The 16,580-nt window shown below is 58.1% G+C and carries 12 protein-coding genes; 8 read left to right on the forward strand and 4 right to left on the reverse strand.

Annotation, left to right across the window (positions count from 1 at the left end; translation table 11 throughout):
• The first annotated feature begins 248 nt into the window (after window positions 1–248).
• The 5 genes from VFQ24_09045 to VFQ24_09065 all read left to right on the forward strand — a co-directional run bounded on the left by VFQ24_09045 (window position 249) and on the right by VFQ24_09065 (window position 4,773).
• On the forward strand, window positions 249–1,145 hold the full coding sequence (locus VFQ24_09045) for an inositol oxygenase family protein (protein ID HET9178487.1): 897 nt from the start codon (window positions 249–251) through the stop codon (window positions 1,143–1,145).
• A gap of 68 nt (window positions 1,146–1,213) precedes the next feature.
• Entirely contained in the window at window positions 1,214–1,303 is a 90-nt protein-coding gene (locus VFQ24_09050) for a translocated intimin receptor Tir (protein HET9178488.1), read from the forward strand.
• A gap of 66 nt (window positions 1,304–1,369) precedes the next feature.
• A complete protein-coding gene (locus VFQ24_09055; protein ID HET9178489.1) occupies window positions 1,370–2,605 on the forward strand; it encodes an EamA family transporter in 1,236 nt (411 codons plus the stop codon).
• Window positions 2,606–2,690: 85 nt separating this feature from the next.
• On the forward strand, window positions 2,691–3,215 hold the full coding sequence (locus VFQ24_09060) for a hypothetical protein (GenBank protein ID HET9178490.1): 525 nt from the start codon (window positions 2,691–2,693) through the stop codon (window positions 3,213–3,215).
• Window positions 3,216–3,777: 562 nt separating this feature from the next.
• Window positions 3,778–4,773 carry an IS630 family transposase gene (locus VFQ24_09065; GenBank protein HET9178491.1) on the forward strand — a complete coding sequence of 332 codons (996 nt, stop codon included), beginning with the start codon at window positions 3,778–3,780 and terminating at the stop codon, window positions 4,771–4,773.
• Window positions 4,774–4,835: 62 nt separating this feature from the next.
• Here VFQ24_09065 and VFQ24_09070 read toward each other — a convergent pair whose 3' ends face one another.
• From VFQ24_09070 to eno, 3 genes are all read right to left on the reverse strand, one after another.
• Window positions 4,836–6,071 carry a type II toxin-antitoxin system HipA family toxin gene (locus VFQ24_09070; protein ID HET9178492.1) on the reverse strand — a complete coding sequence of 412 codons (1,236 nt, stop codon included), beginning with the start codon at window positions 6,069–6,071 and terminating at the stop codon, window positions 4,836–4,838.
• 436 nt (window positions 6,072–6,507) lie between these two features.
• Entirely contained in the window at window positions 6,508–8,082 is a 1,575-nt protein-coding gene (gene gpmI, locus VFQ24_09075) for a 2,3-bisphosphoglycerate-independent phosphoglycerate mutase (protein HET9178493.1), read from the reverse strand.
• A 76-nt stretch (window positions 8,083–8,158) separates the two neighbouring features.
• On the reverse strand, window positions 8,159–9,454 hold the full coding sequence (gene eno, locus VFQ24_09080; GenBank protein ID HET9178494.1) for a phosphopyruvate hydratase: 1,296 nt from the start codon (window positions 9,452–9,454) through the stop codon (window positions 8,159–8,161).
• A gap of 151 nt (window positions 9,455–9,605) precedes the next feature.
• Here eno and VFQ24_09085 point away from each other — a divergent pair, with 151 nt between their 5' ends.
• The 3 genes from VFQ24_09085 (at window position 9,606) to VFQ24_09095 (ending at window position 15,459) form a co-directional block, all read left to right on the forward strand.
• Window positions 9,606–12,551, forward strand: coding sequence for an ATP-dependent DNA helicase (locus tag VFQ24_09085; protein ID HET9178495.1), 2,946 nt, complete (start codon window positions 9,606–9,608; stop codon window positions 12,549–12,551).
• A 42-nt stretch (window positions 12,552–12,593) separates the two neighbouring features.
• Window positions 12,594–13,985 carry a DNA recombination protein RmuC gene (rmuC, locus tag VFQ24_09090; GenBank protein HET9178496.1) on the forward strand — a complete coding sequence of 464 codons (1,392 nt, stop codon included), beginning with the start codon at window positions 12,594–12,596 and terminating at the stop codon, window positions 13,983–13,985.
• A 466-nt stretch (window positions 13,986–14,451) separates the two neighbouring features.
• Window positions 14,452–15,459: a VWA domain-containing protein gene (locus VFQ24_09095; GenBank protein ID HET9178497.1), complete on the forward strand. Its 1,008-nt coding sequence runs from the start codon at window positions 14,452–14,454 to the stop codon at window positions 15,457–15,459.
• Between the two features lie 34 nt (window positions 15,460–15,493).
• Here the strand turns inward: VFQ24_09095 and VFQ24_09100 are convergent, their stop codons facing one another.
• Window positions 15,494–16,453: a VWA domain-containing protein gene (locus tag VFQ24_09100; protein HET9178498.1), complete on the reverse strand. Its 960-nt coding sequence runs from the start codon at window positions 16,451–16,453 to the stop codon at window positions 15,494–15,496.
• Window positions 16,454–16,580 lie beyond the last annotated feature (127 nt).

Below are 16,580 nucleotides of genomic sequence, written 5' to 3' on the forward strand. Positions count from 1 at the left end.
AGCCGCCCCAAGCCCTCGTCCACAGATGGCTTGCCACCCGGATTGTTTCCTGCTCCCATATCTGGGTAATACCGGGCCAGGGCGAAATTATTCCCCGGACGCTGATTTTCTCGCTGTGCTCTGGTTTTGCCGTCCCGAAGAGCAGGGCAGAGTCCGCAAAGGCTGTTTTTGCCTCGGAGCGCGCCGCTCGTTGACTCGCCGTGGTCCGTGTGTTAAACATGATGTCAAAGGGGAAAGGTGGTGCCGCCATGGCGCAAAAAGCTGATCTGCGAATTCAACAGGGTCCGTTGAACGACCTGGAAGAATGGGACGACTTTGTCAAAACGCGTTATCCCGAGGGCGTTCCGGCCCCCCCGCCGGTGCAGACGGAGAAACAGCAGGAAGAATTCCGGAATTATACCGATACCACGCCGCCGCGGGTACGCGAGTTCTACCGGCAGAACCATATGCACCAGACGCGGGATTTCGTGCTCGGGAAGAAGCAGGAATTCCTGGCCAAAAAACGGGCGACAATGGGTATCTGGGAAGCCATGGAATATCTGAATACGCTGGTGGATGAAAGCGATCCGGATACCGAGCTTTCCCAGATCGAGCATCTGCTGCAGACCTCGGAAGCGGCCCGTCGCGACCGCCGCCCTGACTGGTTCATCCTGACTGGCCTGATTCACGACCTGGGCAAAGTCCTCTGTCTCTGGGGCGAGCCGCAATGGGCCGTGGTGGGCGACACTTTTCCGGTGGGCTGCGCCTGGTCCGACAAGATTGTTTTTCACGACTTTTTCTCCTTGAATGCCGATTCGAAGGTGCCGGAATACCAGACGCGCCTCGGTGTCTATCAGGAGAACGGCGGGCTCGACCACGTGGACATGTCCTGGGGACACGATGAGTATCTGTATCATGTGGCCAAGGACTATCTGCCCGAAGAGGCGCTCTACATGGTCCGCTACCACTCGTTCTATCCGGCGCACCGCGAAGGCGCGTACGATTACCTGATGAACGAGCATGACCGGGCAATGTTCCACTGGGTGCGAGAGTTCAATCCATACGATCTGTACTCGAAGGCCGAGACACGCCCGGACGTGACAAAACTTCGTCCCTACTACGAAGATTTGATTTCGAAGTATTTTCCTTCCCAGATCCAGTGGTAAAATCTCCTCCGCCACGCGGCAGGACTTTCATTACGACCACAGTATAGAGGTGTAGCGTGAAGCAATCGATGGCGAAAGCTATTCTTACCGACAGCCAGTTCTGGGTCCCCATCGCCGTGCTCGCCGCGGGAATCCTGCTGCTGGTCTACGTTCGTTGAGGAGCAAACCTACTGGCGAGGGAACTCCATTCTTCAAAAGTTTCTCGCTCGCTGCACACGCTGGGCGTGCTGTGCGGTCTTGCTGCGGGCGCCTGGCTCGGCGCCGCTGAAGCGCCCACCAAGCTGGTGGCGCTTGGCATCTCGCCCTTCATCATTTCCCTAGGCATGGTTGCCGGGGTCTTCGTGGCCCGCTGGACCGTCCCCACCATCATGAAAGGGACGGATTACATCTTCGCCGACCTGCGCGATAAAGCGCATCTGATAGTGTGGGCCATTCTGGCCGGAGCGATGTGGGCCGTGGCCAACACCCTAACTGTGTTCGCCATCCGCGACGTGGGGCTTTCCATCGCCTTCCCGCTCTGGAACACCAACTGCCTGGTGGGCCTGTTCTGGGGCTGGTTCTTTTTTCGGGAGTTGCGCGGAGCAGGCAAGAAAGCGCAGGGACAGGTCCTCGGCGGCGCGATCGGAATTGCAGGCGGAGCAGTGCTGCTGGCTTATGCCTCGGCCAGCGCTCCGATCACGACGGCGGCTCACTCCACGACGGGAATCCTGGCGGCGCTTGGCGCCGGCCTGCTGTGGGGCACCATGTACATTCCCTACCGCAAGGCATACCTGAGCGGCATGAATCCCCTTTCGTTTGTCACGGTCTTCACGGTGGGCGAGCTTGGGACTGTGGGGGCGCTGGCGCTGGTGTTTCGTGGCGGCCTGCATCCCGTGCTGGCGGAGCTCGCTGCGGCGCGCCCGGCGCTGTTCTGGCTTTTCCTGGGCGGCTTCTGCTGGGTGCTGGGCGACCTGTTCCAGCAGTACGCCGCAAAGTATATCGGCATCGGGCGCGGCATTCCGCTCTCCAACACCAACCAGCTTTGGGGGCTTGCCTGGGGCGCTCTGGTTTTTGGCGAACTCGCCGGCCGCGGCTCGGCAGCGCAGGTGATGGTGGTGGCTGGCTCCGTGGTGATGATCCTGGGCGCGCTTGCCATCAGCCAGGCCGAAGCTCCTGCTACGGAACACGCCTCATGGAGCGAGGCCATTGAACGCGAGTGCGACCGCTACGGGCTCAATCACAATGAGGTTTTTCGCGCCCAGGCGGGAGAGGATGTGATGGCTGACCGCGCGCACGGCTGGCGGTGGTGGGATGTCGCCATCGTCGCCGCAGCCGTCGGCATCTTTATCTGGCTCGCCCACGGAACCACCCGCCCGCCCATCGAACTCAATCCTGTATGGATCATAATCCTGCTGGCCGCTACCCTCGGCCTGTTGGTCGCCGGTGCCCTGCTGCTGTGGAAACGCACGCGATTTTCATAATGCTGTCTTAACGGCACGCGCTGTTTCCGCGTAGAATGGGGCAGCCCAGTTTGAGAGCCCTTCGCGAATTTCCGGAGCCACGGAAATGGATGAATCAAAAAATCTCCTGAGAGAAAGAAGAGAACGAAAGGAGGCCCATGACGCCTTCGTGCGTTGGCAGGAGGTGCGGCGTGTCCAGCTTGGGCATGTGGTGAACCTAGTCCTGGTGCTTTCCACTGCGGCCCTCGGGTTTGGCCTGAAGCTTCTGACTGCTGGCACCCTGCCCGCGAGCTGTCCCAAGGGCTACGTTTTTGCGGTCAGAACCACCGTTGTCATTTCAATGGTGTTCCTGGTTTTGGCGATTGGTTTTGCCCTTCTCGCGGACTGGACAAGACTCCTTGACTTCCGCTACACGGCGAAAGCGGCGCGGTCTCGGGAGAAGCGAGCTGAATCCACGATTAACGAGGAGCTGAAAGAGGCAGAGAAGTTTAATTCGGAGCACCAAGAGTTCAAGAATCGAGCGAGTTGCCTCGGAAGGTGGACCTGGGGACTGCTCATATCCGAGCTGATAGCCTTCTTCTTTGGTGCGATACTCCTGGCTTTCGGCCTGTGGGGTATGATTCCGAGGTAGCAGGTCTAGAACCACCAATCAAGCACTTGGAAGCGCGGAGGGAGCAGGTTATAGAGCCACCGGTTGATTCAGCATTTGGGGTACGGCATTGCGTAAGATGTGCAGCTAGGCCACGCGAGGAAGGGACGCCCAAATTACGGCGCAGATATTAATGTAGAAGCCTTGGACATGGCCAGGGGCAAAGTAGGGAGTAGTTGAACCCTAAACGAGGAGCGACCAATGGATATCGAGCGCCCAGACTTTGATAGGATTGTCGAGAGGATCGAAAAGCTCGAGAGGCAAAATCGGCTGCTTAGACTTGTAAACGTCAGCATTATTGTCGCCGCTTGCTTCGGTGTCTTGACTGTTTGCCAGTTTACCCCACGACAGGGTGAGATAAAGACTGGGAGAATTGTCCTCAAGGACGCGCAGGGAAGAACAAGGGCGTTCCTCGGTACGGAAGGCGATAAGACGCTGTTAGTGTTGCGTGATATAAATAGATTGACTTATATCATTTCTTGACTTAAAGTGCTCGATGATGTCGCGTCGAGCGCCCACGATTGTGCTAAGTTCCGAAGAGCGAATGACCTTAGAGAGCATGGTCCGTTCTGCTTCCGCCGCCCAGCGGGATGTGCTGCGATCCCGTATTGTGTTGCTGGCCGCTGAAGGCCAGCGGAACGATCAAATCCAGGAGGCGCTGGGCGTCTCCAAACCCGTGGTCATCAAGTGGCGGCGACGCTTTGCCCTGGATCGCCTGCCGGGACTGGTGGACGAGCCGGGCCGAGGGCGCAAACGAAAATACGACGCCGCCCTTCGCCATCGGATTGCCGCCACCGCTTGCACGACGCCTCCCGAGTCCGTGGGGACTCACTGGAGCGTTCGCACCCTCGCCCGGCATCTGGGCGTGGGGGTGGCCGTGGTCCGGTCGGTCTTGTCGTCGGAATCCCTCCAGCCCCATCGCTTCCGATACTGGAAGGACTCTCCCGACCCGGAGTTTGTGCCCAAGATGCTGGCGGTGGTCGGCTTGTACATGCAGCCGCCCGAAAATGCGGTCGTGCTCTCGGTGGATGAGAAGACGTCCATCCAGGCCCTGGATCGAACTCAGCCGCGTTTGCCCCTGAAACCGCATCGCATCGAAAGGCTCAGTCACGAATACAAGCGCCACGGCACGGCTTCGCTGCTGGCCTCGTTGGAAGTTCATAGCGGCCAAGTTCGCGCTGAATCCATCCGGCGCAACAACAGCGTGACGTTCATCCGTTTTCTTCGGCGACTTCTGAACGCCTATCCGACTCAGGAGCTTTACATCGTCGCGGACAACGGCTCCTCGCATCGGAGCAAGAAAACCCTGGCCTGGGTCGCCAAGCAGAATCGCCTTCATCTCACTTTCACTCCGACGCACGCCAGTTGGCTGAACCAAATCGAGATCTGCTTCGACATCCTGACGCGCAAGGTGGTCCGGCGCGGCATCTTCACGTCACGCCAGGAACTGGTCGAGCGGCTAATGAGCTTTATCCATGCCTACAACAAGGAGGCCCGACCTTTTCAATGGACTTACACGGGCAGCCCGCTCGCGGCATGATTAAGTCAACGCATTTGCAGCACGCAACACTAGGAAGAACGGCTACTCCAATCGCGTACCTTTCACAACGCCGGTCGAAGGGAGAGCGACGCGCCTTTCTCCCATTCCTGAAGCATACGTTCCCCTATTTTAGAAAACTCGGGATTCTGGGCGATGTAGGAGCGTGCCTCGTTCGCAGTCTGAGAAATGGCCTCGTCGATTTGGCCAAAGATCAGCTTGATTCGGGACGGTGAGCTTCCGAGCCGAGTTTCGCCGAGCCTGTGAAGTTCCTTAGCGCTCGGCCACCGGGTTGTACCGTTAAGCGTTAGCGCCATGCTGTCTTTGGGCAAGTAGACGGAGGTGGTTACAAGATCATAGACAGGTGACAGCCTCGCTTCACCGAGAACTTCGTCATAAATGATTCCGAAATCCTTCAAGTGCGCATCACCGTTGCGGAGGGCACAATTGACCGAAATCAGAGTGAACAGCCTTTCCATGTCTTCGTTGACGTGCGTGGAATTCGCGAACTGCTGGAAACGCTTCATGATCGACCTCTCGTAGCTTCCACGGTACTTCTCGTCTGTCCTTCGAGCATTCAAAACACAGAAATCTTCAAAACCACGATACGTACCGTCCGGCCGAAGGTCAAAACGGTCGATCACCAGTGCCGCGCCATCCTCAGCCAGCCGGTAAGGCGGAACCTCAAGTCCGCACTTCTGCGCCACCGCCAGGCAGAACCGCTCATTCGTGGCGAGTTGCGGATATTCGACTGTGTCCCAGAGTTTCACGATGTGAGTAGCACCCAGATAGCTTTGGGAGAGCCGCGACCTTGTGTGCCTCAGGGTTGCGGAGGCTTCTTCATCGCGTATAAGAATTTTGGGCTGTACGCCACTAATGCCGGAAAATGTGGCAAACTTATCGATTAAGTAGCGAAATAGATCCCCGTCACGCCGCCGTGCCAGGATTTCATCCACTGACTGAAACGGAACTTCCTCTTGCAGATGCTCCTTCTCGCCCGTATACCGAATGCGGCCCACCTGCGAACGGCCAACGATAGAGATCAGGTCAAAATCGTCGAACGTGCCCGTCGCCTTCGCGAAGGCCAGGCGCAGCCGCTCGCGTAAGACACCCTCAGGCAGATTCATCTCAAAAATGGGAGGCAGACCGAAAGGAATATCCCAGGAAGGCAATCTGACGGGCATGGTGACGGACACCGCTCGCCCAGCCGGTGTGTCCGGCGAGTAAGCAAAGGAACTGCCACGATCACCAAGCCTGTCAAGCAGACCGGCTGCAGAGCCGTCGCTCCAGACCTTAATCATTCCGATTCTCGTTCTTTCGTGAGTTCGTCTAAAGTGGGCCGTTGCGAGGCTGCCTCTTCGAGGTTCAGGCGGAGCCCGAGGGCCGACAAAAGTCTAGCAATTTTGGAAAAGCCTAGTTCCCCACTTCGACCGTTCTCCAAGGCGTCGAGCGTAGCTCTGCTGACCGAGGCCCTTCTCGCCAGTCCAGTCTGGCTTAGGCCAAGTTTCTTGCGTCTTGCCGAGATATGCTCTCCCAAGGTGTTCAGAGTCAACATATGAACAATATACTAGGCATTTATCGTAAAACCAAGCTGTTTGCCTTATATATTAGGCAAGCAGCCTTAATTTATCGTCAATCTACAGAAGGGAAGGCGGATAGGCGGGTCCACTTGTTTTCTACGTGGCGGCGTAAAGCCGCCGCTACGCCACGGCAGCTCACACAGAATAGAAAACGAATTTATCGTCCGGTTTTTGCGGCCGCTGATTCCTTGAATTCGGTATCGCGGAGGTCGTGGCCGGTCATTTCAGCGGGTAGAGGGATACCCAGCAGGCCGAGTAACGTGGGCGAGATGTCGGCCAGCGCTCCGCCGTCGCGCAGTTTCGGCGGGACCTGTTCAGCAATCAGGATAAGCGGAACAGGATTGGTGGTGTGGGCCGTGTGCGGACCGCCGGTTGCGGGATCCACCATCAATTCGGCATTGCCGTGGTCCGCTGTGATCACCATCGCTCCACCCTTGGCGCGGACGGCCTTGTAAATTTCGCTCAGGCAGGCATCGACAGTTTCCACTGCCTTGACGGCGGCCTCGAGCTTGCCGCTGTGCCCCACCATGTCAGCGTTGGCGAAATTGACGATGAGGACGTCGCGGCTGCCCTCGTTGACGGCCTTCACCACGGTTTCCATCACGCCGCGGGCGCTCATCTCGGGCTGCAGGTCGTAGGTGGCCACTTTGGGCGACGGCACCAGGATGCGGTCCTCGCCCGGGTAAGCCTTCTCCACGCCGCCGTTAAAGAAGTAGGTGACGTGCGCATATTTTTCCGTCTCCGCCACGCGCAGGTTCTTCAACTGCGCATCGGCCATCACCGCAGCCAGAATCTGGTTGAGCGATTGGGGCGAAAAGACGTACGGATTGATGAACGTCTTGTCATAGCGCGTCATCGAGAGGAAGTACAGCTTCTCGGGATAGCCTCGGCGCTCGAAGCCCTCGAGGTCGGGCTGCGTGAGCGCGCGGGTCATCTGGCGGGCTCGGTCGGCGCGGAAATTGAAGAACATCACGGCGTCGTCGCTGCGGATGGTGGCTGTGGGATGGCCCTGGGAATCCGTGATGACGATGGGAACCACAAACTCGTCGGTAACGCCCTGGTTGTAAGAATTCTTGATGGCCGCGACGGGGTCTTCTGCCTTCACGCCCTCGGCGTTGACGATGGCGTCGTAAGCCTGCTGCGTGCGCTGCCAGCGGTTGTCACGGTCCATGGCATAGTAACGGCCGGATACGGAGGCGATGCGGCCCACGCTGAATTCGCGCATCTTCTGCTGAAGAGCCTCGACATATCCGGCGCCGTTTGTGGGTGCCGTGTCGCGTCCATCGAGGAAAACGTGGACGACGACATCGTTCACATCATTCTCGCGCGCCATCTCCAGCAGCGCGTAAAGATGCCGCTGGTGGGAATGCACGCCGCCGTCGCTGAGCAGGCCCATGAAGTGCAGGCGCGTCTTGCGCCCGGCTTCCATCAGCTTGAGCAGCGCGGGATTTTTGAAAAATTCGCCTGTGCGGATTGCGGCGTCGATGCGCGTGATGTCCTGGTAGACAACGCGCCCGGCGCCGATGTTCAAATGGCCCACCTCAGAATTGCCCATCAGGCCGTCCGGCAGGCCAACGCGTTCGCCAGAGGTGTAGACCAGGGTGGAGGGATATTCCTTCAGCAGCGCGGTGTAGTTGGGCGTATTGGCCAGCGCGATGGCGTTGTTCTCGCGCTCGGCACGATATCCCCAGCCATCCAGGATGATGAGTACTACGGGTTTTGGAATTTTCATATTTTAGGGGTTAGGATTCAGGGATTGGGGATCAGGGGCTTGAGACCGGAGTCCGCGAGCCCCTAATCCCTGGTTCCTAGTCCCTGCTCTCAGAGCAGGCTACGGCGGCTTTACCCAGGAATTCCGCGGATTCGCCGAGTTCCTCTTCGATGCGCAGCAGTTGGTTGTATTTGGCAATCCGGTCAGTGCGGCTGGCAGAGCCGGTCTTGATTTGCCCGGTCTGAAGGCCAACCACGAAGTCGGCGATGAAGGCGTCTTCGGTTTCGCCAGAGCGATGTGAAACCACAGAGGTGTATCCGTTGCGTCTGGCCAGATCGATGGCGGCCATGGTTTCGGTCACGGTGCCGATCTGGTTGAGCTTGATGAGGATGGAATTGGCGACTCCTTCGTCGATCCCCTGCTTCAAGCGTTCGGTGCTGGTCACAAAAAGATCGTCGCCGACCAGTTGGATCTTGTCGTCCAGTTCCTTGGTCAGCTTCTTCCAGCCTTCCCAGTCGTCCTGGGCAAGACCGTCTTCGATGGAGATGATGGGATACTGCCGCACCCAGTCGGCGTAGAGCTTTACCATCTCGTCGGCCGACTTTTTCGACTTGTCCGACTTGAAGAACACATACTTGCCGTCCTGGAACATTTCGCTCGATGCCGGGTCAAGCGCCAGAGCGATGTCCGACCCAGCCGAAAAACCTGCGGCCTCAATCGCCTCGAGAATCAGCTCAACGGCCTCGACGTTGGACTTCAGGCTGGGAGCGAATCCGCCCTCGTCGCCGACTGAGGTTGAATATCCGTGTTCCTTCAGAATCCTTTTGAGCGTGTGGAAAGTCTCGACACCCATGCGAAGCGCGCTGGAAAAAGTCTCCGCGCCAACGGGCATGATCATGAATTCCTGGAAGTCCACCGTATTGTCGGCGTGCACGCCGCCGTTCAGCACGTTCATCATGGGCACCGGTAGCACGCGCGCGGCAATCCCGCCCAGATAGCGATAAAGCGGCAACCCGGCAGAGCGCGCCGCGGCCCGGCACGCAGCCATGGAAACAGCCAGAATGGCGTTTGCGCCCAGATTGCTCTTGTTGGGCGTGCCATCCAGCTCAATCAGCCGGTCGTCGATCTCGGACTGCCGGCTGGCTTCATGGCCGCCCAGCTCGCGCGCGATCACCGTGTTGATGTTTTCGACGGCTTGCAGCACGCCTTTGCCCTGGTAGCGGCGCTTGTCGCCGTCGCGCAGCTCAACCGCTTCATGCTCTCCGGTGGATGCGCCAGAAGGGACTGACGCCCGCGCGGCCGCGCCGTCGCGAAGCCGAACCTCCGCCTCGACGGTCGGGTTCCCGCGGGAATCCAGAATCTCCCGGCCCACAATAAGATCAATTTCAGCCACTCAGTTGTCTCCTTTACTGAATATCGAAGCTGTTCATTGTAACATAGCGACTTAAACCTGATGTGCTCCGGATCGCGCCATCCACACCCGGGCCCGGCGTTCAATCCTTGCCTTGGAGAAGCGGCGGCGGAATAATGGCACGCGGATGCTCATGCACAACCTGAACCCCGAACAACGGAGGGCCGTGGAGCACGGCGAGGGCCCGCTGCTGGTGATCGCCGGTCCCGGAAGCGGCAAAACGCGCGTCATCACGCAGCGCATCACCTGCCTGCTTGAAAATGTGAGCGGGCTTCAGCCGGAAAACATCCTGGCGCTGACCTTCACCGACAAGGCCGCCGGAGAAATGAAAAGCCGCGTTGGCCATGATCTGCCCGGTCTCGACACCAGCCCGCACATTTCCACTTTTCACTCGTTCTGTTATGGGGTCCTGGGCAAACGCCACTTTGAGCGGAAACTTCTCGACAAAATCGATGTCTGGATCTTTCTGCGCCGGAGGATGGAGCAGCTTGGGCTGGTGCATTACCAGAAGCTTGCGGAGCCAGGCGCTTTTCTTCACGACCTGAACAACTTCTTTTCGCAGTGCCAGGATGAGCTTGTGGGGCCGGATGAGTTTGACGCATATGTTCGTAGACGCGAGAGCGAATTCCAGGCGCGCGCGGCCTCGCTGGACGTGGCCGACCGGCTGCTCCAGGAAGAAGAAATCCAAAAGCAGCAAGAACTGGCGCGGGTGTTCCGAACCAGCCGGCGGCTGATCGAAGCGGCGGGTTGCTCGAGCCTTGGCACGCTGATCAGCGAAGTGGTCCAGCTATGGGACCGCGAGCCCAAGACGCTGGAAGAATACCGAAGGCAGTTCCGCTACGTCCTGGTGGACGAATTCCAGGACAGCAACTACGGACAGGTGCAACTCCTGAAGCGCCTGGTTGCGCCACCCTTCAATATCACCGCGGTGGGCGATCCTGATCAGGCCATCTACCGCTTCCGTGGAGCAGCGCACGGAACGTTCGACATGTTCAAGCGGGAGTTTCCAAACCCCGAGAAGATTTGTCTTAACCGCAATTACCGTTCCACCCGGAGAATCCTGCGGGCCTCGGAAGCCGTGATCGCATGCAATGAACTGAGAGATGGCGAGAAACCGCCGCTCGTCACTGAAAACCCGGAAGGCGCTAACGTCTTTCTTCTCTCTTCTCCCGACTATTCTGTAGAGGCCGGCGGGATCGCAGGCCTGGTGCAGGACCTCGCCCGGAAGCGCGCCATGACGGACATCGCAATCCTCTATCGCGCGCACAACCACCGAGACCTGCTGGTGCGCGAGTTTCGTCGAAGGCAAATTCCATTTGTGGTCCGCGGGCTCTCTCTGCTTTCCACCACCATCATGCGCGACCTGCTGGCTTATCTGCGCCTGGTGCATTCGCCGCATGAGAACATCAGCCTGACACGGGTGCTCCTTGCGCCCCGGTGGAACTTCCCTGACTCACTCTCGCTCGGCCTGCGCAAGCAGGCCGCGCGGAACCACTGCTCGGTTTACGACGCCATCCGGCAGAGCGAACAATCGCTGGTTAAGGCGGACTTGCAGAACACCGGCTGGCAGGAATTGAAATCGATCCTCGGCAAGCTCAGGAGAAAAGCTGAAGCCGTTCCGGTAACGCGCCTTCTGGATGAGATGACGGAACTTCTTGAACTCAAGTTCGTCCCCGGCAGCAGGGATGCTGCATGCCTCGAGGCTTTTAAACAATTCCTGACCCAATGGGAGGAAAAAAGCGAGACGGGCAAGCTGCCTGAATTCATGGAGTATTTCGGTTATTTCATGGAAGCCGGCGGAAAAATAGAAGCGCCGGAACAGCTCGCGCCGGTGAACGCGGTGCAGATGATGACCGTCCACGCGTCGAAGGGTCTCGAATTTCCCGTCGTCTTCATTCTAAGTGTGTCCTCGCGGCGTTTCCCTCATGGCGAGCAGAAGCCGATCATTGAATTCCCTGATGAGCTTCGCAAAGGGCCTGTCCCGCCGATGAATCTTCACCTGGCCGAGGAGCGCCGGCTGTTTTACGTGGCGATGACGCGCGCGCGCGAGCAACTCTACGTTTCAAGCGTGGGCGCGAAGGGGAAAAAGGCGTCTATCTTCATTGACAACTTGCTGTCCGACCCGGCGGTGCGCGCACGGGACATTGCGAAAATTGAGTTTGAGGAGAGGACCGGCAAGACCGATTCGGCCGAGAGGGACGAAAGGGGGCCTTCAAAGAAAGCTGCGCGGGACAGCCGGCCAGCGCAGCCGTCCCTCTTTGCGGAACCCGCTCCAGCGCCGGACACGGTCCACCCACCCATCAAAGAATGGGCCCAGGGCCTTCCAGAGAATTTCTCTGACGGCAAGCTGCGATTGAGCGCGACCACGATCGAGACCTATCTGGAATGTCCGCTGAAATTTAAATTCAGCCATCTCTATCACATTCCGACGGGCCCTCAGGCCGCGCTTACGTTTGGCAACATCATGCACCAGTCCGTGCGCCAGTATTTTAAGTTTCGGCAGGACGGCAAGGTCAATTTCGATGAGTTGAGTCAGTTTTACCTTGGCTCGTGGAAAAGCGCTGGTTTCGAAGATTTGTACCAGGAAGAAACCTACCGCAAGTCCGGGCTGGACCAGCTTCGCGAATTTGCAGAACGCCATAACGAAACGCCAATTTCCGATGGCATGCAAATGGAAGTCCATTTCGAACTCCCGATGGGAGACGTAGTGCTGGAAGGCCGCATCGACCAGATCAATCCCGTCCGGCCGCACTACCCGCGCCTGGTGCAGTTAGTCGATTACAAGACGGGACGCCCGCGCTCCCAAAAAGACGCGGACAAAAGCCTCCAGCTTTCGGTCTATGCCCTCGCCGCGCGCGACCAGATGGGGCTTGAACCCGAAGGGCTGGTTTTCTACAACCTCACCAACAACCAGCCGGTGGCAAGCGTGAGGACCCAGAAGGAGCTGGATGCGGTCCAGCAGAAAATTCTGGCAGTGGCAGAGGAAATCCGCCGGATGATTTTTTCTCCGACGCCCGGTTTTGCGTGCAGGTACTGTGAATTTGTTCCGCTCTGCCCTGCCCACGAAGAAGATTTATAATTCGTGTTGCAGTTCGACTGTTGAGGGACGCGGGGAGGCCTTATGAATCCATTAATCCTTTTCATTGCCGGGATAGTGATTGGGGGAGCGTTCGGCTGGCTGCTGGCCTGCCAGCGAAAGAACTCCGTACTGTCCGCTGTGCGGGTCGAGGCCGAAGGAAAGACAAAGGTCGCCGAGAGCACGGCGGACGCGCTCCGTTCTCGAGTAGGTGACCTTGAGGCCAGGCTGGCTTCCAGCGACGTGGAGGTCCGCAGCGAAGCCAATCTCCGGGTGGCCGCGGAAACCCGCCTGAAGGAAGCGCAATCCAACCTGGAAGACCAGAAGCGGCTGCTGGAAGAAGCGAGAGTTAAGCTGACGGATGCCTTTCAGGCGCTCTCCGCTCAAGCGCTCAACAGCAACAATCATGCGTTCATCCAGTTGGCGCGCAGCACCTTTGAAACCATCCAGACGCAGGCGAAAGGTGAACTCGAGACCCGCGAGCAGGCGATCCAGGGGCTGGTGAATCCGCTGGTCGAAACTCTGAAGCGCTACGAAGCCCAAATCCAGGAAATGGAAAAGGCGCGACAGAACGCCTACGGCTCGCTGGAAGAACAGCTTCGCAGCCTTGCAATCGTAAACCAGCAGTTGCAGAAAGAAGCGGGGATGCTGACGAATACGCTCAAAGGCGGCCCTGCGGTGCGCGGCCGCTGGGGAGAAATGACGCTGCGTCGCGTGGCGGAACTTGCGGGCATGTCGGAACACTGCGATTTTTCGCTGCAGGAAAATGTTGAATCGGCGGCAGGCCGCCAGCGGCCGGACATGACCGTCCACCTGCCCAACGGACGCGAGATCGCCGTGGACGCCAAAGCGCCGCTCCAATCTTTTCTGGACGCAGCGGCGGCGCCGACCGAGGATGAACGCCGGCAAAAGCTTTCCAGGCACGCGCAACTTGTCCGTGACCGGATGAAGGAGTTGTCCGCAAAGGCTTATTGGGACCAGTTCGATCCGGCCCCTGAGATCGTGGTGCTCTTTCTGCCGGGCGAATCCTTTTTCAGCGCCGCGCTCGAACAAGACCGCACGCTGCTCGAAGACGGAATGCAGAGGCACGTGGTGATCGCAACACCCACCACGCTGATCGCGCTGCTGCGGGCCGTGGCTTTCGGATGGCGGCAGGAGCAGATCGCACAGAACGCCCGGGAAATCAGCGCGCTTGGGAAAGATCTCTACGACCGGGTCCGGACCTTTCTGGGGCACTTCGAAGGAGTTGGCTTGTCCCTTCAACGGGCCACAGAAGGTTACAACAGGGCGGTGGGCTCGCTTGAATCGCGCGTGCTGCCCTCCATCCGCAAGTTCAGGGAGCTTGGAGCGGCCACCGGCGAGCCGATCGCGGAACTTGAACCGGTGGATGAAATCACCCGTGAACTGAACGCGCCGGAGCATGACGTCGTGGAATGAATTTTACGAGAGCGAGGCACGAATCCCAGGGCTGCGCTGCACTGGCGTAACCCGGGCATAAAAAAATTCGGGGATGCATCTCTGCATCCCCGAACCTTCTCTTTCAATCCGAATGAAGAGTGTTACCTCTTCTTCTTTTTGGCTTTTGACTTCGGCTTTGCCTTCGACTTTGCTTTCTTCTTTGCTGCCATTTTATTCTCCTCTCAAACGTTTTGAGATCGCGTCAGTTAAAAACTGACGGAGCGCGTGCTCAGTCACAATGTATAGTGACAGTCGCTATTCTTGTCAAGAAGAAAGTGAAGCAGGTGTTCCGATGTTGAGTGCAAAAAAATTCCTGTCGCGCTTCTTCTCTTATCGCTTTGAGTGAATTTCAAGTCCGCTCGCCGGGCTTTGATGTCATCTGGAAGCGACAAAGCGCGAGCATCCTTTCCTGCATCGAAGTAAACTGAAAGTGAGGACGAATCAAATGGGTCAACGGGAACGAGCAGGTCGGACCAACGGTCTGGTGGCCGCATTAACAGCGGCCCTCGTGCTTGTGCTGCTTTTCTCCACTCTGCCGGCTCCTGCGGCGCAGGAGGACCAGCAGGCAACCGGGCCGGTCCTTAAAGTGACGACGGAAGCCGTTAACGTCTATGCCGTGGTGCGGGACAAAAACCATCGGCTTGTGCCCGATCTCACCCAGGATGATTTTGAAATCAAAGAAGACAACATTCCGCAGAAGATTACCTACTTCACGCGCGAAACAGACACTCCACTCACTCTCGCGATTATGGTTGACACCAGTCCGAGCCAGGAAAGGGTCCTGGACGTGGAACAGCGCGAGGCGAAGAATTTTCTGAGGCAGGTGTTACGGCCCAAGGACCTCGCGTGCGTCATCCATTTCGATTTGGAAGTCGAACTCCTGCAGGATTTCACGGCCGAACTTCGCCCGCTGGAGAGCGCCATCGACGAAACCGTCATCAACGGCGGCGGGCATGGTGTGCTGCCTGGGCCGCTGCCTGCCAGCAATGTCGGAGGCACGCACCTTTACGATTCGATCTATCTCGCAGCCAACGAACTGATGAGCCACGAAGTTGGACGCAAGGTGCTGATCCTTCTCACCGACGGCGAGGACCAGGGAAGTAAAGAAAATCTGAACCAGGCCATCGAGGCGGCGCAGAAATCCGATTGCATCATTTACGCCGTCGACATCGTTGACCGCGCCTTTTACGGTTTCGGCGGCATGGGTTTCAATGGAGACGCTGTCCTGCGCAAGATGTGCGAACAGACCGGGGGAGATGTCATCAAGGTGACGAAGATCCGGGACACTTCGGCGGCATTCCAAAGGATCGCCGACGAACTTCGGACCCAGTACCTTCTTGGTTATACTCCGTCTAATCCCAGAACGGACCCCGGGTTCCGCAAGATCAAGGTCCGTGTCACTCGCGGCGACTACAAAGTCCAGACCCGCAGCGGATATTATCCTCACTCCTGAAACGCCGGGCGCTGCCGGCTTTCACGCCCGGATGTTATTGGGAAGGGGCGAAGTAACCGCTCTTCGCCTGCACGCGCACATCTTTCCTGTCGGCCTTGATGGAGATCTTTCGGAAGCTGCCGTCGTGCGCCGAGTTTGTGGAGACGTAAGCAAGGCTGTACTGGCTGCGAAGTTCATTAGCGATCCGTTTGAAGTCGGTCTCCATTTCGCTTTCCTGAGTGTTGAAAAAAAACTCGCCGCCCGTTTCTTTTGCCAGATACGAAAGCACCTTGTCGCCTCGCTGCTCGACGCCCGTCCAGTCTGTGCTGATGGCGTAAATCGTCGCTTCCGCCTTCTGCGCCATGGACAGGGCCTCCTCACGCGAGTGCTCGCTGAAGTTGTCCTGGCCGTCTGAAACGATAATCAGCACGCGGCGAAGGTAAGGTTCGGGCTGGGGACTATAAACCATTTTTTCCTTGCACGCATAATAGATGGCGTCATAGAGCCCCGTCCCTCCACCCGCCTGCAGCGATTGAATGCCTTCCTTGAGCTTGTCTAGGTCGTCCGTATAGTCCTGGATCATCACCGGCTCGACGTCAAACCCGACGACGAACGCCTGGTCCCGGTCAGGCCGGAGCGTATCGTATAGGAAATCGACAGCAGACTCCTGCTCAAACTGCAACCGCAGGCGGATGCTGTTGCTGGTGTCAATCAGGATTCCAATACGCAACGGAAGGTTCGATTCCCTGCCGAAGAACCCGATTTCCTGCGGCTTGCCGTCTTCAAAGACTTTGAAGTCATTTCTGGTCAGGTTAGCCACGAGCTTGTTCTTTTTGTCAACGACGGTGAACAGGACGTTGACAAGGTTCACCCGGACCCTGATCTGGCCCGCGGCATGCTGGGCTTGATCTCCAGTTGTGTTCTGGCTGGGTTTTGATTGTTGCGCAACCTGTGCGGCGGCGGGTCCCGCGAGAAAACACCCGGTCAGAAGTATCCCGAAGAACTTCTTCATCATCTGCCTGATTGACTTTCCCGATCATTATAGGGGGACGGTCGGGCACCGTCAACGGACCATTCCGCCGGGGGCCGGGCGAGACGTTCCCCGGCTCCGCTCCCTTGCGGCAGACTGCTTTCTAAATTTC

Source organism: Terriglobia bacterium (genome assembly GCA_035712365.1).
Lineage (GTDB): Bacteria > Acidobacteriota > Terriglobia > UBA7540 > UBA7540 > SCRD01.

Coding starts and splice junctions, on each gene's coding strand:
- VFQ24_09045 (HET9178487.1), top strand. CDS start 249: ATGGCGCAAAAAGCTGATCTGCGAATTCAACAGGGTCCGTTGAACGAC.
- VFQ24_09050 (HET9178488.1), top strand. CDS start 1,214: ATGGCGAAAGCTATTCTTACCGACAGCCAGTTCTGGGTCCCCATCGCC.
- VFQ24_09060 (HET9178490.1), top strand. CDS start 2,691: ATGGATGAATCAAAAAATCTCCTGAGAGAAAGAAGAGAACGAAAGGAG.
- VFQ24_09065 (HET9178491.1), top strand. CDS start 3,778: ATGACCTTAGAGAGCATGGTCCGTTCTGCTTCCGCCGCCCAGCGGGAT.
- VFQ24_09070 (HET9178492.1), bottom strand. CDS start 6,071: ATGATTAAGGTCTGGAGCGACGGCTCTGCAGCCGGTCTGCTTGACAGG.
- gpmI (HET9178493.1), bottom strand. CDS start 8,082: ATGAAAATTCCAAAACCCGTAGTACTCATCATCCTGGATGGCTGGGGA.
- VFQ24_09085 (HET9178495.1), top strand. CDS start 9,606: ATGCACAACCTGAACCCCGAACAACGGAGGGCCGTGGAGCACGGCGAG.
- rmuC (HET9178496.1), top strand. CDS start 12,594: ATGAATCCATTAATCCTTTTCATTGCCGGGATAGTGATTGGGGGAGCG.
- VFQ24_09095 (HET9178497.1), top strand. CDS start 14,452: ATGGGTCAACGGGAACGAGCAGGTCGGACCAACGGTCTGGTGGCCGCA.
- VFQ24_09100 (HET9178498.1), bottom strand. CDS start 16,453: ATGATGAAGAAGTTCTTCGGGATACTTCTGACCGGGTGTTTTCTCGCG.